Origin of the sequence: Microcystis protocystis FBCC-A270, assembly GCF_050500235.1 — a bacterium.
Classification (GTDB): Bacteria; Cyanobacteriota; Cyanobacteriia; order Cyanobacteriales; family Microcystaceae; genus Microcystis; species Microcystis ichthyoblabe_A.
Genome location: NZ_CP191407.1, coordinates 4,853,200 through 4,874,653, shown reverse-complemented (window position 1 = coordinate 4,874,653; position 21,454 = coordinate 4,853,200). Strand labels below are relative to the sequence as shown.

At 43.2% G+C, this 21,454-nt stretch carries 17 protein-coding genes and 1 pseudogene; 7 read left to right on the top strand and 11 right to left on the bottom strand.

Going from position 1 to position 21,454, the window contains the following annotated elements:
• The first annotated feature begins 13 nt into the window (after window positions 1-13).
• The gene (locus tag ACQY1X_RS23785; protein ID WP_430015228.1) at window positions 14-646 is read left to right on the top strand and encodes a Uma2 family endonuclease; all 633 of its coding nucleotides are present in this window, start codon (window positions 14-16) and stop codon (window positions 644-646) included.
• Window positions 647-694: 48 nt separating this feature from the next.
• Here ACQY1X_RS23785 and ACQY1X_RS23780 read toward each other — a convergent pair whose 3' ends face one another.
• On the bottom strand, window positions 695-1,645 hold the full coding sequence (locus ACQY1X_RS23780) for an ABC transporter ATP-binding protein (protein ID WP_430015227.1): 951 nt from the start codon (window positions 1,643-1,645) through the stop codon (window positions 695-697).
• A gap of 263 nt (window positions 1,646-1,908) precedes the next feature.
• Between ACQY1X_RS23780 and dacB the strand changes: the two genes are divergently transcribed.
• Window positions 1,909-2,799 carry a D-alanyl-D-alanine carboxypeptidase/D-alanyl-D-alanine endopeptidase gene (gene dacB / locus ACQY1X_RS23775; protein ID WP_430013684.1) on the top strand — a complete coding sequence of 297 codons (891 nt, stop codon included), beginning with the start codon at window positions 1,909-1,911 and terminating at the stop codon, window positions 2,797-2,799.
• A gap of 81 nt (window positions 2,800-2,880) precedes the next feature.
• Here the strand turns inward: dacB and ACQY1X_RS23770 are convergent, their stop codons facing one another.
• From ACQY1X_RS23770 to patD, 6 genes are all read right to left on the bottom strand, one after another.
• Window positions 2,881-3,147 (bottom strand): DUF6761 family protein, encoded by a 267-nt coding sequence (locus tag ACQY1X_RS23770; RefSeq protein WP_002739044.1) that lies wholly within the window; start codon window positions 3,145-3,147, stop codon window positions 2,881-2,883.
• A gap of 319 nt (window positions 3,148-3,466) precedes the next feature.
• Window positions 3,467-4,432 carry a M48 family metallopeptidase gene (locus ACQY1X_RS23765; protein ID WP_272104627.1) on the bottom strand — a complete coding sequence of 322 codons (966 nt, stop codon included), beginning with the start codon at window positions 4,430-4,432 and terminating at the stop codon, window positions 3,467-3,469.
• Window positions 4,433-4,663: 231 nt separating this feature from the next.
• Entirely contained in the window at window positions 4,664-6,799 is a 2,136-nt protein-coding gene (locus ACQY1X_RS23760; protein WP_430015226.1) for a glycosyltransferase, read from the bottom strand.
• A complete protein-coding gene (locus ACQY1X_RS23755) occupies window positions 6,793-7,038 on the bottom strand; it encodes a hypothetical protein (protein ID WP_002738900.1) in 246 nt (81 codons plus the stop codon). Before ACQY1X_RS23755 ends, ACQY1X_RS23760 begins: the two co-directional genes overlap by 7 nt.
• 57 nt (window positions 7,039-7,095) lie before the next feature.
• Window positions 7,096-8,721 carry a dipeptide ABC transporter ATP-binding protein gene (locus ACQY1X_RS23750; RefSeq protein ID WP_430015225.1) on the bottom strand — a complete coding sequence of 542 codons (1,626 nt, stop codon included), beginning with the start codon at window positions 8,719-8,721 and terminating at the stop codon, window positions 7,096-7,098.
• A gap of 354 nt (window positions 8,722-9,075) precedes the next feature.
• The gene (gene patD / locus ACQY1X_RS23745) at window positions 9,076-9,435 is read right to left on the bottom strand and encodes a heterocyst frequency control protein PatD (RefSeq protein WP_002778268.1); all 360 of its coding nucleotides are present in this window, start codon (window positions 9,433-9,435) and stop codon (window positions 9,076-9,078) included.
• Window positions 9,436-9,656: 221 nt separating this feature from the next.
• On the opposite strand from patD, the gene ACQY1X_RS23740 reads away from it, so the two are divergent.
• Window positions 9,657-11,954 carry a RelA/SpoT family protein gene (locus tag ACQY1X_RS23740; RefSeq protein WP_430013681.1) on the top strand — a complete coding sequence of 766 codons (2,298 nt, stop codon included), beginning with the start codon at window positions 9,657-9,659 and terminating at the stop codon, window positions 11,952-11,954.
• A 63-nt stretch (window positions 11,955-12,017) separates the two neighbouring features.
• Window positions 12,018-12,152, top strand: a complete 135-nt coding sequence (locus tag ACQY1X_RS23735; RefSeq protein ID WP_255527470.1) for a hypothetical protein — start codon at window positions 12,018-12,020, stop codon at window positions 12,150-12,152.
• 61 nt (window positions 12,153-12,213) lie between these two features.
• On the opposite strand, the gene ACQY1X_RS23730 is transcribed toward ACQY1X_RS23735, so the two are convergent.
• The 3 genes from ACQY1X_RS23730 to ACQY1X_RS23720 form a co-directional block, all read right to left on the bottom strand.
• Complete coding sequence (locus ACQY1X_RS23730) at window positions 12,214-13,056, bottom strand: formyltransferase family protein (protein ID WP_272015397.1); 843 nt, start codon at window positions 13,054-13,056, stop codon at window positions 12,214-12,216.
• An 11-nt stretch (window positions 13,057-13,067) separates the two neighbouring features.
• Window positions 13,068-13,634, bottom strand: coding sequence for a sugar transferase (locus ACQY1X_RS23725; protein ID WP_430015224.1), 567 nt, complete (start codon window positions 13,632-13,634; stop codon window positions 13,068-13,070).
• A 90-nt stretch (window positions 13,635-13,724) separates the two neighbouring features.
• Window positions 13,725-14,432, bottom strand: coding sequence for a PIG-L deacetylase family protein (locus ACQY1X_RS23720; RefSeq protein ID WP_430015223.1), 708 nt, complete (start codon window positions 14,430-14,432; stop codon window positions 13,725-13,727).
• 378 nt (window positions 14,433-14,810) lie between these two features.
• Here ACQY1X_RS23720 and ACQY1X_RS23715 point away from each other — a divergent pair.
• Together ACQY1X_RS23715 and leuC are read left to right on the top strand one after the other, a co-directional pair.
• Window positions 14,811-14,945 (top strand): annotated as a pseudogene (locus ACQY1X_RS23715) (MraY family glycosyltransferase); the annotation flags it as partial.
• Window positions 14,946-15,222: 277 nt separating this feature from the next.
• Window positions 15,223-16,623, top strand: coding sequence for a 3-isopropylmalate dehydratase large subunit (gene leuC, locus ACQY1X_RS23710; protein WP_149107452.1), 1,401 nt, complete (start codon window positions 15,223-15,225; stop codon window positions 16,621-16,623).
• 704 nt (window positions 16,624-17,327) lie between these two features.
• On the opposite strand, the gene ACQY1X_RS23705 is transcribed toward leuC, so the two are convergent.
• Complete coding sequence (locus ACQY1X_RS23705) at window positions 17,328-19,766, bottom strand: glycosyltransferase family 39 protein (protein WP_430015222.1); 2,439 nt, start codon at window positions 19,764-19,766, stop codon at window positions 17,328-17,330.
• 137 nt (window positions 19,767-19,903) lie between these two features.
• Here ACQY1X_RS23705 and zds point away from each other — a divergent pair, with 137 nt between their 5' ends.
• Complete coding sequence (gene zds / locus ACQY1X_RS23700) at window positions 19,904-21,364, top strand: 9,9'-di-cis-zeta-carotene desaturase (protein ID WP_002755392.1); 1,461 nt, start codon at window positions 19,904-19,906, stop codon at window positions 21,362-21,364.
• The last annotated feature ends 90 nt before the right edge of the window (window positions 21,365-21,454 follow it).

The following is a 21,454-nucleotide window of genomic DNA, read 5'->3' as shown; positions in this document are numbered from 1 at the left end:
TTAACTTAGTCTTATGGTTTCACAACTAGATAAAACTAACGTCACTGAAATTATCTACCCCGATAGCGATAGTCAACCTATGGCCGATAATACCCAGCAATTTCGTTGGATCACAACAATTAAAACTAATTTAGACTGGCTATTTCGCGAGCAGTCTGATGTCTTTGTTGCGGGGGATTTACTTTGGTATCCCGTGGAAAATGATAATAAACTGCGTCAAGCGCCGGATATCATGGTGGTTTTTGGAAGACCAAAAGGGGAAAGAGGTTCCTATCGACAATGGCTAGAAAATAACGTTAGTCCCCAGGTGGTTTTTGAAATCCTCTCTCCGGGTAACACCCTCACGGAAATGGCCAAAAAACAGCTATTTTATCAGCGTTATGGGGTCGAGGAGTATTATCTTTATGATCCCCATAAAAACGATGGCAGTGGTTGGATAAGAGGGGAAAATCAGCTAGAAATTCTGGAAACTCTCGATAATTGGGTTAGTCCCCGTTTAGGTATTCGTTTTCAGTTGGGGGAACCAGAAATGTTGCTTTTTTATCCCGATGGACAAGCTTTCACCAGCTATAACGAGGAAAAACAACGAGCGGAAAGATTAGCCAATAAACTGCGGGAATTGGGCATTAATCCCGACCAAATCTGAGAGGATGTTTCTTGGCTACTATTAAAAACGGATTTGCTCCGAGAGTGCCTATTGACTAGAGGTCATACCGCGCTGACGTAATTGGTCGATAAAAAATTCTTCTAGGGAAGCACGAGCTAAATTAAGACTAATCAAGCGAGCATCCATACTAGACAGGGCAGCCAGAAAAGCATCGGGTTCTCCCTGTAATTGTCCGTGCCAAAAATTATCGCGCCAATGTAAACCGAGTATCCATTGCTCTAGTTGATCCTCCCTACCACCTTGAACAATCACCTGATAGACATCAGCACGACCGAGAATTTGGTCGAGGGAACCGACACAGAGTAATTCTCCCCGAGCCAACAGGGCAATGCGATCGCAAATTTGTTCCACATCGGAGAGAATATGAGAGTTAAAAAAGATGGTTTTCCCCTGTTGTTTGAGGGATTGAATAATTTCTCGCACCTGATAGCGACCGATAGGGTCCAGTCCCGACATCGGTTCATCGAAAAAGACTAATTCGGGATCATTGATTAATGCTTGAGCTATGCCGATCCGTTGCATCATACCCTTAGAATATTGACGCAATTGTTTTTTCTGGGCAGTTTTGCGGTCTAATCCCACTAAATCCAATAATTCAGGAATGCGTTTTTTCTGCACAGAAGAGGGAATTTGAAAAATGCTGGCGATTAATTGCAGGAATTCCCAGCCGGTGAGATAGTCGTAGTAGTAGGCATTTTCAGGAAGATAGCCGATGCGTTGCCTGACCGAGCGATCGCCAATTGGTTGACCGAGAATCAAGGCCCGTCCAGAAGTGGGTCGGACAATCCCCAAAAGGGTTTTTAAGAGTGTGGTTTTGCCGGCCCCGTTCGGGCCTAATAATCCAAAGGTTTCGCCCTCATGGACAATTAAAGTACAGTTTTTCAAGGATTCGATTTTCTTATTTAACCAGAATCCCGTCCGATAAGTTTTTTGTAAGTTTAACGTCTCTAGCACACTTTGACGGCTGGTATTCGTCATTGTTTTGGAATCATCTCTCCTAGACTTTGCTTTTATTATTCCCCAATTGTCAGCAGCAATGTCAACAGTATCAAAATAGCCCAGTTTTGGAACCCAGAAAAATTCCAACTGGTGTTGAGAAGCGGTATCAGTGCAGTTCTGGGCTATTGCCAGCTTTCTTCTCTGGCATTGGTGTGCATTAGCCGCTAAAATCTGTTAGACAGGTAACGTTGACACTTGAGCGGCAACTGGTACAATAGTGCGAACGCTTACACAAACACAGCATGAAACAACTCCTCAATTGCCTTAATTCCCTGACAGTGGCCAGTGTAGCCACTATCGCCTTGGCTTACCCCAGCATCGCTCAAGTTAATCTGTCTGTTTATCCCGCTCCTTCCTCGTCGAACGAATCCATCGAATTATACGTTCCCCCGCCAGAAAACAATAACACCAATAATAATACCTGTACTCAATTGATTGGGGCAAATATCGATAAAATTATCAGTCAAGCTCCCAATCAGTGGGGTATATTAATCGAATCTATCGATCGCCAAACGGTTATTTATAGTCATAACGCCGATCGCTATTTTATCCCTGCTTCTAATACAAAGTTATTTACCACGGCTGCCGCTTTACAAGCGATGAACCCGGAAACGACAATTCAAAAAAAATCCCTGCGCGATTGGGTGAATATCACTAATCAGAGAAGTAATAATTTCTACGCTGACACTCTTTTTCGCTTTATCGGCGGTTCTAAAAGTGTTACTGCCATCTTGGCACAATTGGGCATCGATCCCAGTGGTTTTCGTCTAGCCGATGGTTCGGGATTATCCCGCCGTAATAATGCTACTCCCCGCTCGATCGTGGAAATTTTGCGGGTGATGTATTATTCTCCTAATCGCGATACTTTCTATGCTTCCTTACCGGTAGCGGGAATTAGTGGCACCCTGAGAAACCGAATGCGTCAGACGGCCGCTACTGGCACAGTTTACGCTAAAACTGGCACTCTCACCGGTGTGCGGGCCCTATCGGGTTATCTAGAAAACCCCAACCAAGAACCGATGCTATTTAGCATTATCGTTAATAATCAACGGGTTTCCGGACAGGCTCTGGTGAAAGCGATCGATACTATTGTTCTACAGATGACCGAATCTCGTTCCTGTCAACCTCAGTAGCTCTCCTGTAAAAATACCCAATTGTCCTGACCAGCTGTCCGCGCATTTAAATTGCTTGTGGAGATGAGGCAAGACTAATGGTTAATAATAGCCATAATCTGCTTCAGTTTGGGTTTGGGTTTGGGGGGAGAGATATTCAAAATTAGAAGGATCTCGCAGAAAACGAAATATTTCTTCTTCGAGACGATGAATCAGATAGGGTTCTATGGAACTAGAATCGCGTAAACAGGCTAAATAGCCTTCAACGTATAGCCGGATCTCATCAAAACGCGAGCCACGGTGCCAAAGATCCACCATGTCATCGGTTAGTCTTTGATAGTAACGAATGGATTGGGTATCTTGGAGCATGGGCAGTAGAACAAAAAAAAGAGAGTGGGGGTAAGTGTTTATGGATCATCGTAGGGAGAATTGCTTCCGTCCCCGATATCTCTATTGTACCCACCAAATCGGCAAAACACAGGCGAGCGCATTTTCAGTGATCAGTAATCAGTAATCAGTGAGCGCCGGAGCAGGGAGAGGAAGTTTGAGCATTTGTACTAAAATTCCCAATACGCAGTTTAAATGCAGTACAGCTGATCAATCAGGAAAACTAATATTTAGCGATCACTTGTTGCTCACCTTTTTTGGCTAATTTGGCTGATTTGTCCGAGTTATGGGCTGTTATTGGTTATTCGTGGTTTCTTTGTCTTTTTGCCCGTTCAATTTGTGCTTGTAGTTCTGCTATTTGTCGCTGCAATCTTTCGCTTTCGCTATCATTAGCATCAACATTAATTGAGCTTTTTACCCCTATTTGGGCATAGTTTCCCTGGCGAATTTGACGATAGGATTCCGAGTTAAACCATTGCTGTAGATACTGGATTCTTTCCACGGAAAAAGGATGAGTTAAAAAGGAACCATTCCCACCATTATAAATGATAAATTTATAAATCTGGTTTAAGTTATCTTGGTCTAATTGTCGATAGGCTTCTCCTTGTCGAATAAATTCTTCTAAGTTGCATTCATGCAGATATTTTTGACTTCCTCCTGCACATTTCATTAAAGTTCTCAGGACTAAATTTAAATCATCGGTAACTAATAAAGCCGCTCTGTCTGCTGATAATTCGGCTTTTCTGCGCCATTCATAAAAGGCATAAACTAGACCAGTAGTAATGGCTTTTCCTAGTCCTAAAGTGATGTCCCCAAGAAAATTAGCCGCCCCCATCACCCAAAAAGACATTTGAATCAAAATACTATGATCGCATTTTAAATGACCTAATTCGTGGGCAAGAATTACTCGAATTTCTTCTTCATCTAAGAGGTCTAAAAGAGCAGTATTAAAGACTATATAGGGATGTTCTGACCCCAAAGAATAGGCATTGGCTAAAGGGTTTTGACTGACATAAAGATTCGGTTCTGGGAACATATCTAAATCCCGCAGACATTCGCGATAGATGCCGTATAAAGTGGCGTATTGACGCGGGCCGACTTTTAGATCATTGCCCATTAATAAAATTTGTTGGGGACGTTCATAGAGATATTCGGAAAAACTTTTCGCTAATAAATCAAACCCCGGAACTGATCTTAAGGCCTGTTCAGCTTGCTGATCTAGGGGATGTTTAAAAGCTTGACTGGAGATATCAGGATAAGTTGGCATATTTTTTCAAGGAGAAAGGAGTCGTTAATCAGAAATAAACGGGTATTAATTGCCAAGTTTTTGAGTTTTTCTTGCCAAATTTTTCGAGAGAAGTGAGGGGGTTATAGTCGGGAACTACTTCTAGAGAACTCCGACTTTCTCAATAGGTTTTTAACTCTGCAAAATTGCTGATTCTAGAGTTGATTTTGGTGACATAGAATAGACCTGTGGGAGAAATGAGCTTTTTTCTTGTTAACTATCCTTAGCAATAATTCCTAGATTAGATAACAAAGCTTGTAGGTTAGTTTGCACGGTAGCGGGTTGGTATCTCTTAATAGTTTCTAGGGAATTATCAGCGAGTTTTTGCCACAATTCCCTATTATCATAGAGTTCGATCACTGCTTGGGCAAATTCCTCGGCAGTATCGGCAATTAAAACATCCTGGTGGTCAATTAATCCCATACCTTCGGCACCAATTCTTGTGGTAATAGTGGGTAATCCTAGGGAAAGACTTTGACCTATTTTACCCTTCATTCCCGCACCAAATCGCAGGGGAGCGACAAAAACACGACTCTTTTGAAAATAGGGTTCTACTTCGGGAACATAACCGGTGACAACTACTTTATCACTGGCTAATTCCTTCACTTCATCCTTGAGGTTACTTCCCAATAAATTAACGGTAATATCAGGACGGGATGCCCAAACTAAGGGCATAATTTCTAAACATAACCACTTAACTGCATCAATGTTAGGAGGGTGATTGTAGCTACCAATAAATACTAAACCCGATCGCTGGTCAAAAGCAACTTTTTCTGACAGGGAAATTTCTTCATGGATATTGGGGATTACCCAAACATTTTTCACTCCTAAAGAGGATAAAACCTGCTTTTCGTCTTCCGTTACTACCACGGTTGCTTCCGCTTGATTAGCATAGTTTAACTCTAATTTCTGATAGGTTTCCCAACTCCAGCTAGTATTTTGATAACTGGGATCGAGATAGTCTTTTTGCCGTTTTAAACGCAGAAAATGCAGGTCAATTGTATCATAAATAATTGGCACTTTTGTTTTTAAGCGAATTAAGTCCATATACTTATCGCACAATTCGGGACGACACAACCAAACTCCATCGATCAGAGGTAAATATTTGATTAATTTTTCTTCTAGATTATATCTTTGCGCTGTGCCATAAATAACTTCAATTCCCAGCTGTTGCAGGACGGAAGTATAGGGTTGTTCAGGATAGCCATTATCGGGAAAGAAAATCACTGAATAGCCTAAATTGAGCAGTAGCTTAAGAATATTTAATAAACGCACACAGCCGGATTCTCGATCGTATAGTGGAACGTAGGAGTCAATGACTAAAATTGTCGGGTTTCCTTGTAAACGTCGGGCAGCTTTCGGTACATTATTAGCATCGTTATCCAGGTGTTTAGTTAATACCTTTGACCATTTTTCTCGAAACTTAGTTTGATTAATAACTTGATATTGTTTGATCCCACTGGAAAGGTCTGTTCCCGAGGTGATTCCTTCGTAGTGAATGACGTTAGATTGGGGTTGATAGAGGACTTGATAACCCAATTCTCGGATGGCAAAACATAAGTCTGTATCTTCGTAATATGCGGGGATAAAGTCTTGAGAAAAACCACCTAATTGCTTAAATAATTCCGTAGGAACTAATAAACTGGCCCCCGAACAATAGTCCACGGGACGCACATAATTATATTCTGGTTCATCGGGACTATCTAAGCGTCCATAATTCCAACCATCGGCAGAATTCCAGATAATTCCCCCCGCTTCTTGTTGTTTACTATTAGCATAAATTAACTTAGAACCCACCGCACCAACTTGGGGATTATTGACAATTAATTTTAATAAACTTTCTAGACAATTTTCCAGAATACGAGTGTCGTTATTGAGAAAATATAGGTATTGACCTTTTGCTTGACTAGCTCCATAATTACAGGAACGAATAAAACCAGAGTTCTCTGCATTAGTTAATACTTTAATTCCTTTAACTAAAGTGGCTAATTGTTCTAAGGTGTCATCAGTGGAAGCATCATTAACAATGACTATTTCATAAGCTAAATCAGAACTTAAGTTAACACTCAAGGATTCCAAACAGTTAAAGGTGTAGGCAAATTGGTTATAAGCAGGAATAATAATCGAGACTAAAGGATCATCACTACTGGCAATTTCTAGGGGTCGGGGTTCAGCTAGTTTAGCACTTTCGATCACCTGTTCTTCAAATTCAGAGGAACTCTTTCCTGTGAGAATTTTGACAATTTTTCGTTTCATCTTTTTCAGTGCTGATTTCCATCCTTCCTCCTGGAGACTAAAGAAAAATTTTTTCAGCAGTTTTTTAACTTTGAAAATAATCATTATTACCATAAATACTCCTCTGGAGAAAACCAATCTTGTGCTAAATTTAAATCTCTTTCTGCTCTAACAATAGCTCCTTCCTTTAATTGTTGCTTGAGGTAGTTTCTCTGTGGTTCCATAATATATAATTTAATCGCTTCATTAATTAAATTATTATATTCTTTTTCAGGATAATCACTACTCGCCAACCATCGATCGAGAAGTTGCATAGTATCTTCAGGGAGAGTTATCTGAAGTTGTCTGGCCATTTTGTCTTTCCTAGCTATATCTAGATGATAACAATTATAAACACCCCTAGAGCGATTTTAGTTGCTGTCGGGATAAATTCTCGGGGCTGCGGCGATTAATTTTTGAGTGTAGGGGTGTTGGGGATGGCTAAAAATTTGTTCAGTGTCACCCATTTCAACTATTTTACCCGCAGTCATCACCGCAATTCGATCGCAGAGGAATCTCGCTAACCAAAGATCATGAGTTATAAATAAATAAGTGAGATTAAATAACTTTTGTAACTCTAACATTAACTCTAAAACCTGTGTCTGGACACTAGCATCGAGCATACTAACCGGTTCATCACAAATAACTAATTCTGGACGAGTAATTAAAGCGCGAGCAATGGCTACCCTTTGCTGTTGTCCCCCCGATAACTCTCTAGGATAGCGTCGATAAAATTCCTCTACCGGTGTCAAACCGACTCGATCTAACATTTCCAAAACCTGTTTTTTAGCGGTTTCTAGACTGACTTTTTGGTGGATCAAAAGCGGATCAGCGATACTTTCTCCCACCGTCATTAGAGGATTGAGACAAGCGAGGGGATCCTGAAAAATCATCTGCATTAAGCGTCGTTTGGGACGCATTTTTTCCCCCGATAAAGGGGTTAAATCTTCTCCTAAAAATTCCACTTTTCCCCCGGTGGGTTTAATTAACTGTAATAGGGTTCGCGATAGGGTACTTTTCCCACACCCCGACTCCCCAACTAAACCGAATATTTCCCCTCGATACAGTTCAAAGTTGACTTCATCCACCGCTTTAATAAATTTCTTTTCTTTCTTAAAAAAACTATCTAAAAAGTTACCCTCTAGGGTATAATACTGTTTTAAATTATCCACCTTTAACACCGTTTCTTTGCCTTGAATTGCCGTTAATTTTTCCTCCCGCAGCTGTAGGTGTAAAGCGGCGGCTAAAAGAGAACGGGTGTAGGGGTGTTCAGGTGTATTAAAAACTGTTTTTACCGCTCCCGATTCGACAATTTTGCCCCCCTGCATCACCGCTAATCGATCGCAATATTCTCCCACCAGCGCTAAATCATGGGAAATTAACAATAATCCCATCTGTTCCTCGCTACATAAACGCTTTAATTCCCGCAGAATTTCCGCCGAAACCGTCACATCTAAACTGGTGGTGGGTTCATCGGCAATAATTAACTTAGGGTTTAATAATAAAGCTAAAGCAATGGCCACTCTTTGCCGCATTCCTCCGCTAAATTCGTGAGGATATTGGGACCAACGATTAGCGGGAATTTTTACTTTTTCTAGGACAGTACAAGCTTGACTTTTAGCTTGACGATAGGTTAAATTTCGTCGATGAGCTTGCAAAGTTTCCACACAATGATCGCCAATAGTCATCAGCGGATCCAGTCGCGTCATCGGATCTTGAAAGACTAATCCCACCGCTTCCCCGCGAAACTTTTCCAACTGTTTGCTAGACAAAGATAAAAGCGATCGCCCTTCAAAGGTAATCTCACCTTCCACGTGAGTGCGATTAGGTAATAACCTTAAAATAGCCTTACCGATGGTCGATTTTCCACAACCAGATTCACCCACTAATCCCAGGGTTTCCCCTTGGCCTATACTAAAAGATACCCCATCGATCGCCCAGGAGGGAGAACTTAATTCGGTCGGGTAGGCAATTTTTAGGTTTTTAATTTCCAACATGAGGCGATCGGTAACGATAAAAGTTAGGACTTAAGTAAGTAGTTATAATTAAATCGAAGATAGATTTTGCCTCTGATCCCCCCTGCCCCCCTTGATAAGGGGGGTGCCGATAGGCGGGGGGATCCCCCCTTGATAAGGGGGGTGCCGATCCCCCCTGCCCCCCTTGATAAGGGGGGTGCCGATAGGCGGGGGGATCCCCCTTGATAAGGGGGGTGCCGATCCCCCCTGCCCCCCTTGATAAGGGGGGTGCCGATAGGCGGGGGGATCCCCCTTGATAAGGGGGGCATCTGATAATTTTTAACGCCTACCTACTTAGGGTCAAGTATGCCACACAAACGGCGATCGAGCATTTAATCAGTAATCGACAACTGACCCTAACAAAACCTGACAATACCCCTTTAAAGTCGCCACTCGCTCGCTAATTATCTGTAAACGCTTCTCCCGTCCTTGCCGGGCCGAGGCCAAAAATAACCAATCCGTCTCCAGCAATCGCCACGATCGATATAGTTCCGTCTGGACTGTGCGCCAACGATTAGCCACCTCTGGGCTGAAATTGTCATCATTTAGTGACAATATCTCCCCTTCTAGACAGGTTTGTAAAGCTTGAAAAGATTGTAACCCCGTGGAAGCATCCCCATCCAGAAGGGCAAGACTGAAATCCTCCAGTTTTCTTAACAAAGATTTGTAGGCTTGATGGTAATTTGTCGGTAGCATCCAATACAAAGCGCGTTAGAATTTGTTACATAAGATTAACGATTTGCCGTCACGGTTGCAAGTCCTCCTCCCGACCAGAGACAAAAACTTAAAAGAATCCCGCCCTTTTCGCCGATCGATCCGATGCCAGTGTTAGAGAGTTAAGTAATCTGGCATCCCTTCGGCCTAATAATTTTCTAGTTATCCGTCTCCACCACCCCTATTATCCCCCCGATCCAACCATGAACGCCATCACTGCCACCCAACCAGAAACCCTCAGCGCCCTTCCCCGAGCCACGGAACCGAAAAAAGCGTTAGTTTTACCCGATTGGCTGCAAGAATGCCTAATTACCTACGAAAACGACCCCCAGAATCCCGATAGCGATTTAATCTGTCGGGCCTTTAATTTCGCCTACAAACTCCACGAGGGCCAGTATCGCAAATCCGGGGAACCCTATATCGCCCATCCCATAGCTGTAGCGGGATTACTGCGGGATCTGGGGGGTGATGGGGCAATGATCGCGGCGGGATTCCTTCACGATGTGGTGGAAGATACGGAAGTCACCCCCGAAGAAATCGAGGCTAGATTCGGTGTTGAGGTGCGTAATTTGGTGGAAGCGGTGACAAAACTCTCCAAATTCAACTTTTCTAGCAAAACTGAACGGCAAGCCGAGAATTTTCGCCGAATGTTCCTGGCGATGGCTCAAGATATCCGCGTCATCGTGGTCAAATTAGCCGATCGCCTGCACAATATGCAAACCCTCGAACACCTCAACCCGCAACAGCAGCAACGCATCGCCCTCGAAACTAGAGAAATCTTTGCTCCTCTGGCTAACCGTTTAGGGATTGGGCGATTTAAATGGGAATTAGAGGATTTATGCTTTAAATACCTCGAACCCGATGCTTATCGCACCGTGCAGTTATTGGTATCGGAAAAGCGTATCGATCGAGAGTCCCGCATCGAAACAGTTGTTAACACATTGCGGGAAAAATTGCAAGAAATTGGCATAAAAGTTCTTGATTTACAGGGTCGCCCCAAACATCTCTACGGCATCTATCATAAAATGCACAATCAGGGTAAAGAATTCGAGCAGATTTATGATATCGCCGCCGTCCGCATTATCGTCGAAACTAAAGAGGAATGTTATCGTTGTTTAGCCGTAGTTCACGACCAATTTACTCCGATTCCCAACCGTTTTAAAGACTATATCGGTTTACCAAAAGCTAACCGTTATCAATCCCTCCATACCACCGTTGTTGGTTTAAATGCCCGTCCCCTAGAAGTGCAGATTCGCACCCTAGAAATGCACCATGTTGCTGAATACGGGATTGCAGCCCATTGGAAGTATAAAGAAACTGGTTCTAGTCAAACAACTTTAACCGCCGCGGATGAAAAATTCGCTTGGCTGCGTAATCTGCTCGACTGGCAAAAAGACCTTAAAGATGGCCAAGAATACATGGATGGCCTCAAAAATAATTTCTTTGAAGAAGATATCTATGTTTTTACCCCCAAAGGTGATGTGGTGGCTCTGGCCCAAGGTGCGACACCGGTAGATTTTGCCTATCATATTCATAGCGAAGTAGGTAATCAGATGAAAGGGGCAAGAATTAATGGTAAATGGTCAGTTCTTGATGCTCCCTTGCAAAATGGTGATCTGGTGGAAATTCTCACCAGCAAAAATAGTCACCCTAGTTTAGATTGGTTAAATTTTGTCGTTACTCCTAGCGCCAGAAATCGCATCCGGCAATGGTACAAAAAATCACGACGAGAAGAAAATATTAGCCGAGGTCGTGATTTATTAGAGAAAGAATTGGGGAAAACTGGCTTCGATGCCCTGCTGAAATCAGAACGAATGCAATCGGTGGCTAAACAGTGCAATTATGTGGCAGTAGATGATTTATTGGCGGCTTTGGGTTACGGCGAAGTTACCCTAAAAAATGTGGTTAATCGTCTGCAAGAAACAGTTAAAAATCAACAGGAAATTTTAACGGTCAAAAATCCGCCCGATGTCCTAACTGATTCCCAATTGATTCTACCACCTTCTCCCGTTCAAAGGGCTTTACCCGTCAGTAAATCACCGATCGCCGGTGTGGAGGGATTAGTCTATCGTTTGGCTGGTTGTTGTTGTCCTTTACCCGGAGAAAATATTACTGGTATAGTTGCCCATGCGGGGGAAGGTATTGTTATTCACCGTCAGGGCTGCTCGAATGTGGAAAAAGCCGAAGCTGAACGCTTAATTCCTGTTAGTTGGAACCCCATAGATGACCAGGGACGTTATCAAACTTATCCGGTAAATATTCAGATTGAAGTGATTGATCGCGTCGGGGTTTTAAAAGATATTCTCTCTCGTTTAAGTGACCAAAATATTAACGTTCGCAATGCCGGAGTTAAGACTAATTTCGGTAAACCCGCTTTAATTTCCCTGAAAATTGAAGTAAAAGACCTGCAACAATTTGAACGCTGTGTTACTCAAATTAAGCTGATGAGCGATGTTTTAAACGTTCGTCGCATCAGTCAGGTAAAAAGCGATCGAGAGTAAGTTAAACCTAAAATTTCTGCTAATATCCCCCAAACTTCAGAGCGCCTTAGCTGTTGAAGTGCGATGCTGACACTGACTAAAACCACGAGGGCAATATCTGCACTTTTTGTCACCGAACAGCGTAGGATCGATAATGAATCTGAGCGCAAAAATCCCTATGTTATTATCCCCACTCTCAGTCATCAGTTTTCTGATTAGTTTTCTGGTGGTTGCCCTGATTAAACAACGTTTTAGCCCAGGGCAGAATTAGGGGTGTTATTTATGTCGAACTCAGGCTCTCATAGTCTATAGCATCAAAAACACCATCGCTTAGATACAAGCGCCGGCTGTTAGGGGGTTGCGGTTGTGCGGATTTCCCGATCGCACCACGCCAGATTCTGATCATTTGGTCTTGTTCTTTCCAGAATGCCCCCGGATAGGGATGGGTGGTGGCACGCACCAGACGGTCCACCTCGGTGACGGTCATCGTCGGGTAAATTTGCCCATCTTCGGGAGTCCTTCCAGGCCATTCAGTCGCTTGAGAGTCATCTTGTGGTCTTGGTTGTAAGCGATCGCTAATTAGTTCTGGCCAGATGCGACCGATCAACTGCTGGTGAGCGATCGCCACCCGTTGATAAAGAGTCGTTGCTGTTTCATCAGCAGCGATCGCTAATTTTTCCTGGGCTAAAATCGGGCCTGTATCCACCCCTTCATCTAATTGAAATAAACTCACTCCTGTTTCAGGTAATCCTTTGATAATCGCCCAAGGAATAGAAGCGCGACCGCGGCCTACGGGCAGCAGTGTCGGGTGCATTCCTAGTACACCCCTTTTTACTGCCTGAAGAACTGGTGGTTTAGCGATTTGAGACCAACCAATGATGAACAGCCAATCGATTTCTCTCTCTTGCAGGGATTGAATAACTTCTGGAGCGTTGACACTACGAATTTTTACAACTTCTATACCTCGCTGCTGACAGAAAGAATCCACATAAATCCGCCCTGATTTATCTTGAGCGAGGTTATCTTTGAGAGTAATCACTAAGTCTAGTTTGCCACCTTGTTCGTAGATGGTTTCCATACAAGCAAGACCCAATTGTACACAGGTAACAAAAGCAAATTTCATAAAAACTGACCTTAATAAACTGGAGGTTTTTTAGTTAGATAACCAAAGGTTCTAAAAATGATAGTTACATCTCCCCAAAAGGAGATCTTACCAGCATACTTACCATCCCATTCTCCCTTTTCTAAATCAGGCATATTATCGTAGGAATTGACTTGTGCTAATCCCGTTAACCCCGGTTTACAACCAGTGGAGCCGTTTCGCTCTCGTAGCCTGCACAGGTCTGTTTGAGAAGGTAGGGCGGGGCGGGGGCCAACTATACTCATATCCCCTCGTAAAATATTAATTAACTGGGGCAGTTCATCTATATTAGTCCGACGAATAAATTGGCCAATACGAGTAATCGTTAAAGAATTAGCCTGCGCCGAAGGAACTTGGGCCGCATTAACCCCCATACTCCGAAACTTCAGCAGTTCAAACAATTTTCCCTCTTGGCCGACGCGCTGTTGTCGAAACAGCGGCGAAGCACCATCCTCTAGATAAATGGCTAGGGCGGTTAATAACATGAGCGGAGATAGAATTAATAATGCGATCGCCGCTAAGACAATATCTAAAAGACGTTTTCCGTAAGAACTATACATAGATCAACACCAACTTTCACAATTTAAGCTAGAGAAAGAACAGCGAAAACCCAGACACGATCAAGTTTTCCCTTTGTTACTTTTAACTTTTTACTTGGTATAACCTCTAATCCCCCCAATTGTCAAAGCCTGAAAAGCAGTTTGAAAGGCTTCCGCGTACTTCATTCCCGCCTGTCCACCTCGGTAGGCAGCTAAACCCGTCAGGATTTCAGGGCTACGAGGGTGAGGAAAATCTCTCATCACTCCTCGATAAGAACGCAGGGCTTCGATTTTTTGTTTCAAGCAAGTTTCGCCGATTTCAAAGAAGGTATCGGGAGAAAAGCTATTGCCTTGCACGGGAAAAGACCAATCCGTCGCCGATAAAATCTCCATAAAGTATAGTCCCCGTAAGGGGGGTAAGTCCGAGCGACGCTGAAATAATCTGGCAGCTGCCTGACAAGCGATCGAGGTATGATGGTGGTCGTTGTTCAGATCGTGAGGATGATGAGTAAAGATAATATCTGCCTGAGTTTGCTGGATGGCCTGCTCGATAAACTGCACTAGCTCTAGATGGGGAATCGTATTAAATTGTATATTCGGAAAATTACCTAAAATTGCGCTTTTAAAACCAATTATAGTTTTAGATGCCTTAATATCTTCCAATAAATCCGGCAAATCGGGACGCTGACGGCGGGCATCCACCTGACCAGATAAGATACAAGGGTACACGGCAACGCCTTGAGCGGCAAGAGCGGCGGCAGTGCCACCACAGCCCAAGACTTCATCGTCGGGATGAGCTACAATAATTAAAACTGTCATGCTTCTCTGGGGAAACTTATAGGTCAAGACAAGAAACTCCCTCTTATCTTACTATTGATGGTAAAATTTGCGGGAAATCTAAATGACAAGAAAGCCGACTAAGTATTTTATTGCTCCATTGTTAGGGCTAATCGCTCCTATAAAGTAAAGGGCGCTTGCCAATCAAGGTTTTTTTGAATTTGCCTAGTATTAAGACGGAAATTGATGAAACCCGCTTTTGAACTCCACGATTTCTTGCTGTTGCCTAAAAAAGAGTATGATTAATCATCATGGCTAGTTGTATTAGTTGTCTGATAGCAAAAGGCAATGAGGAATATCGGTAAGACTTCCATGACCTCTCTTGTTAGTTAATTTGGTAGAATCTTTGAGTATTACTATATTAGTATTAACTATTTAGGAAACCTAGGAGCATGGCTGAGTTTACCTCTGATTCTAGGATTAATTGTTCTCGGAGAAATTTATCTGAACAAGAGAGTTAGCGAGCAGAATTTAGCGGTGACAAGAAAAGAATAAATTTTTTATTGCTATGGTTCCTGGAGCGAAATCAAGATAATGTTATACTAAATCCTATTTAAAAAATTATAGGGATCAGGGGGTAAAGAGCATCAGTAATTACTCAAATAGTTATTGAAGAAAGTCGTTTCTTTCACTCAAGAACTGATGGTTTTAATCTAGCAAAAACAAAGCTATTTATCTCTTATCCCTCCTAACCAAGAGAAAAGAAAAAATTAATATTTATCGGCCAGGGTTAGCTGATATGATTAGGGAGATGACTATCATTCCCAAGTCAATGAGCGCAAGAACATTATTCGATAAAGTCTGGGACGCACACACGGTTAAGATTCTTCCCAGTGGACAGACACAATTATTTATCGGACTGCATCTAGTGCATGAAGTCACCAGTCCGCAAGCTTTTTCGATGCTAAGAGAAAGAGGTTTAAAAGTATTATTTCCCAGACGGACTATTGCTACCGTCGATCACATCGTCCCCACCGAAAATCAAGCACGTCCTTTCCTTGACGATTTGGCCGAGGAAATGATCCGAGCGATCGAAACTAATGTTCAAACCAATCATATTCCTTTCTACGGCATCGGTTCCGGCAATCAGGGCATAGTTCATGTGATCGCTCCCGAACAGGGACTAACCCAACCTGGGATGACGATCGCCTGTGGTGATTCCCACACCTCCACCCACGGCGCTTTTGGTGCGATCGCTTTTGGCATCGGCACTTCCCAAGTACGCGATGTTCTTGCTACCCAAACCCTATCCCTATCGAAATTAAAAGTGCGTCGAGTGGAGGTAAACGGCGATTTAAATCCCGGGGTCTATGCTAAAGATGTAATTCTTCATATTATCCGTCAATTAGGCGTTAAAGGCGGTGTTGGTTACGCCTACGAGTACGCTGGTAGTACAATCGAACAGATGTCCATGGAAGAAAGGATGACGATTTGTAACATGGCGATCGAAGGTGGGGCCCGATGTGGTTATATCAACCCCGATCAGATCACCTACGATTACCTCAAAGGTCTTGATTTTGCGCCTAAAGACTGGGAAAGTGCGGTTAATTGGTGGGAAAGCATTAAAAGCGATGCCGATGCGGTTTATGACGATGTGGTGGTCTTCGATGCCGGTGAAATCGAACCCACCGTTACTTGGGGGATCACTCCGGGCCAAGGAATCGGGGTTAACGAAGTCATTCCCACTCCCGAAAGTTTACCGGCCAGTGAAAGAGCGATCGCAGAGGAAGCCTATCAATACATGAAACTCACCCCCGGCACCCCGATTAAAGGCACAAAAATCGATGTCTGCTTCGTCGGTAGCTGTACTAACGGCCGGATCAGTGATCTGCGCGAAGCGGCCAAATTTGCCCAAGGTCATCGTGTGGCCCCCCATGTGAAAGCTTTTATCGTCCCCGGTTCCGAAAGAGTCAAAAAACAGGCGGAAGCGGAAGGATTAGACCAAATTTTCCTAGCATCAGGCTTTGAATGGCGCGAGGCTGGCTGTTCCATGTGTTTAGCCATGAATCCCGATAAATTGCAGGGAGATCAGATCAGCGCTTCCTCCTCCAATCGTAATTTTAAAGGTCGTCAAGGTTCCGCTTCCGGGCGTACTTTGTTGATGAGTCCGGCGATGGTGGTAGCGGCAGCGATTAAAGGGGAAGTCACCGATCCCAGGGAGTTGTTAAATTAAGTAGGGTTTGCTGAAAAAGTTTGTTAGTGGGGTCAGGAGTCAGGAGATAGGGTGATAGGGTTTTGGGGTGATAGGGTGATGAGACAGCTTCCCCACTTCTCACTCCCTTCTCCCCTTCTCCCTTCTCTACAATAATTACTCGCAACCAGAAATACCTTGGGTTCCTATCATACTTTGTGCTTTTTGTCAAAAAAACTTTTTTTTTGCAATAAAACTACATAAAAAAAAGATCATCGTTGTGGGTGAAATTGACTGATTTACCCGTCTTAATTAGGATCACCTTCTAGGTGTGGCAAGGGTTTCAACCATTGCTGCCCAAAAAAGCACAGAATAGCCCATTATGAAATTCTATCAAATCGCTGTTACCATCATAACGTCGTTGTTAAATAAAAATCTTTCTCAATTAATTCTTAAGAATTTATAAATATTGCGGAATGTTAATTTAAATATTCTTAAGTTTTTGCAATAAACCAATAATTTTTACTTATTTTTGTCCAACATTGGGTTAGAAGTCAGGAATCAGTTATCAGTTATCAGTTATCAGTTAAGTAGTCGTGCAAAATAAATTTCCTAGTGAAGAAAGGCACTTATGCAAGAGGCAAGAGGCAAGGGGGGGGTTAGATTTGTGTAATTAATTTTGCTTAGGTACTTATCAGTTCACTGAGAAAACTCCCCACACCCCACACCCCACTTCCCACTCTATTTTAATTTGACTGCCATAATTGCCAAGCTTTAACGAGATTTCCCCCCATCAAGGCAGCCACTGCATTTAAAGTCTTAATTTCCTCACTATCGGGATTTAATTGTCTAGCTTTATCTAAGACTTTTTGGGCTGCTTGCGGTTGCCAATCGTACAGATAAATAAACCCTTGATAAGCATAATGATAGGGATTATGGGGGTCAATTTTAATCATTTCCTCCGTGGCTTTTATTGCCCCTGCCACATCCTGTTGTAGTACCTTAGAAATTGCTAATCCGTAGGCTAAAGATAATTTATCGGGGGGGTTTTGTTGCTGTAAACGATAGGAAAAAGCCTTGTCTGCTTGCAGCACATAATCCTGAATCGAATCGTATTGATTGATACGATTAGTTAACTCAAAAATTGGTTCAATACCCGTTAATCCTTGGCCAATATTAGCAGACTTTAAGCGCAATTGGGTCACTAAATCTAATTGGGGCGTTGCTAACTTGGCAACTTGAGGATCGATAGTAATTTGAGCATTAGTTTTAATCGGATAGGTTTCGCCAGTTTCCCGATTGAGATAGACAGCAGATAAGCGATAAACTCCGGGGGTTGCTGCCGACTGCATGGCAGTTTTTTCAGTGACTTCAAAACCCTTTGGTTGCTCTTCTGGAGTTAATTTTTTTGCCATTAATCCCCCCATAGCAATACCATGATCGTGCATCCAATAATCCTTACCGTCCACTTCTTGCCAAGTTAAAATTACTATTCCTGACTTTAATTGTTGCCAGTCTCCGGCCCATTTGTAAACCACGGGAATGGGTTGATTAGGAGAGGCTTTTTTGGCAATGGCAATCTCTCTTAATTCCACCTGTTTTGGCGCATTTTCAAGGGGTTTAACCGTGACGGAGGGGTCTATTTTACGGTGTAGGGAAAGGGTACTATCATCCGGTAGCTGCCAAGTTTTTTCCACTTGGAAATCTGGTCCGGTGGCGACTCGATTAACAATTTTTTTCTGGACATCGGGGACGGAACCCTGTTCACCAGTTTTAGTTAAAAACCAATCTAAAGAATTGACATCCTTTTCTATATCTTCTTCCCGAACTCCCACCTGTCTGCCGGCAACCTGGGAATTATGTTTACCACCGTAGAAAGAGAAGGTATGTTGATTTAATTCGGGGGTGGAAGGTAAAACCCCTAGGGTGCTGCGAAGATAGGGAGAATCGGCTAGAATCTCTTTAACTACTTCTTCGTGCTGCCAACCAGTTTTTAAATAGGGATGGTGTTGTAATTTGGGACTGAAAACGTTAGTAATTATATCTCCCCCCAAGGGAAATAAATTTAAGCTGGTGAGGATAGCGGCAATAGTTATCGTTCCCCAACGGATACCAGGGGCAAAACGACCACGCCAAGATAATAAACCAACGGATAAAATTAAGGATAAAGTCGGTAAAAGCGGCAAAATATAACGAGCATCTTTATTGATATTTAGGGATGATAATAGGTATCCCCCCAGCAGAAAAAATCCTAACCAAATCCACACAGGACGATTAACCTTATCTTCGGTTTTTCTATGACGTAATGAGATTAATAATCCCACCAGGGGAACTAATAACAATACCCAAGAAAGAAAATAGGGTAAAACTTGGGCGTAAAATGTCCAGGCATCAGGACTGGTAAGAGGCGGATCTCCCTCCAAAATCGCCGAATCTACCGTGGCACGTTTGCTCGCAGTTAACATTAATAACCAATTCGTCCGATACCAGGGAAACATTAGCAATGCTGCCGTCAAAAAACTCAGCATTAATTGCGCTAGATTACCCCAACGTTTTCGCCAAAGATTTTCGCCCAATACCCACAAAATCGGCAAAAAGAGGAAAAATAGGGCGGTTTGTTTGACTAACATCCCTAAACCGAAAGAAATCCCGAAAGCGATCGCTTTTAGCCAGCCTTGACCACTAAATCGCCACCGTGTCAAGCAGAAGTAAGAAAACGTTACAATTGCCGCTAAGGGAAAATCTAAGAGATATTCGAGGCGATAATAGTATAAACCGGGTAGAAATTGACAGATTAAGACCGCCCATAAAGCCACAGTCCCATTAAAGAGGATAATTCCCAATCCATACACAGAAAAGAGCAGTAGGGCGCTATAGATGGCCATTACCCACATACCCGCGTCAAGACTAATACCAAAGAGATTAAAGAAGGGAATCGTTAAAAGATAGGTTAAAGGGGGAATTTTCGGCGACATTAGCCATAAATCGCGCCACCAATCCCCATCAAACCAGCGCGAATTTTGGAAAGCTTGGGTATAGATAATCCCACCGTTGAGATAATCGGCCTGATCCCAAGCAGGAATAGTATGATCGAGACTAAACCAGAATCTATCGACTAATATCCCCAATATCCAAATAATACTGACAATAATTAATCCCTGTTTCCCCTCTAGCGATCGCTTCAAAATGACTTCTCCCTAGTGCAACTCTCAATTATTCTGCCACGCTCTCAAGCGCCCCTGAAAAAATCGCCAGCAAGAAACACCAGACCGATCGGGGTAAAATAAAGATTTAGTGAAAAATTGTAACAGGAACTTGACAAATGCGAGTGGTGATCGTTGGTGCAGGGTTAGCGGGAATGGCAACAGCTATCGATCTGGTCGATGCGGGCTGTACAGTAGAAATCTTAGAATCTCGTCCCTTTGTCGGTGGAAAAGTCGGTAGTTGGGTAGATGCGGACGGTAATCACATCGAGATGGGCTTGCACGTCTTTTTTGGCTGTTACTATAATCTTTTTGAGTTAATGAAAAAAGTGGGCGCTTTTCAATCCCTACTGCTCAAAGAACACACCCACACTTTTATCAACGAAGGGGGAAAAATCGGCGAATTAGACTTCCGTTTCGCTGCAGGTGCGCCTTTTAACGGTTTAAAAGCCTTTTTTACCTCCTCCCAACTCTCGGCAGCCGATAAAATCTTTAATTCTCTGGCCTTAGGTACCAGTCCCATTGTCCGCGGTCTGATAGACTTTCAAGGAGCGATGAAAACGATTCGGGATCTGGACTCGATTAGTTTTGCCGATTGGTTTCGTAGCCATGGCGGTAATGAAGGCAGTTTAAAAAAAATGTGGAATCCGATCGCCTATGCCTTAGGATTTATCGATACGGAAAATATCTCGGCCCGTTGTATGCTGACGATTTTCCAATTTTTTGCCGCTAAAACCGAAGCTTCCGTCCTGCGGATGTTAGAAGGTTCCCCCCACGAATACCTGCATAAACCGATTATTAACTATCTGGAGGCCCGGGGTGCCAAAATCTCTACTCGTCGTCAGGTGCGGGAAATTCTCTATTCTGGAGAGGGCGAAAATCTGCAAGTTAATGGCATGATCGTCGCTAACGGAGAAACCACAGAAACTATCACCGCAGATGCCTACGTTTGCGCTGGTGATGTCCCCGGTATTCAGCGTCTCATTCCCCAAGATTGGCGAAAAATGCCGATTTTTGACAATATTTTCCGACTAGAAGCCGTCCCCGTCGCTACGGTACAATTGCGTTTTGACGGTTGGGTGACGGAGTTAAATGATGCCGAAAAACGCCGACAACTGCAAAAAGCGGTGGGAATTGACAATCTTTTGTACACCCACCAAGCGGATTTTTCCTGTTTTGCAGATCTTGCTCTCACCAGTCCTAGGGATTATTATCGCCCCGGAGAAGGTTCTTTATTACAGTTAGTTTTAACCCCTGGGGACCCTTTTATTAAAGCTAAAAATGAAGATATTGCCCAGCACGTTTTAGCGCAGGTCCATCAGTTATTTCCCTCCTCGCGGGAGTTAAAGATGACTTGGTTTAGTGTGGTGAAATTGGCCCAGAGTCTCTATCGGGAAGCACCGGGGATGGATGTCTATCGTCCCTCGCAAGCGACTCCTATCCCTAACTTTTTCCTTGCTGGTAGTTATACTCAACAGGATTACATTGATAGCATGGAAGGAGCCACTTTATCGGGTAAACAGGCAGCCAAAGCGATCCTACAACAGGCCGAGCGCCGGAAATCTTTAGCCACGGTTTGAGCAAACAGCCGGCAATCTCCTCCCTTGAGAAGGGATTGCCTCTAGATTTGTTTTCAGTGGCAAAAGATAACCCCTATAGTTAACTTGGCA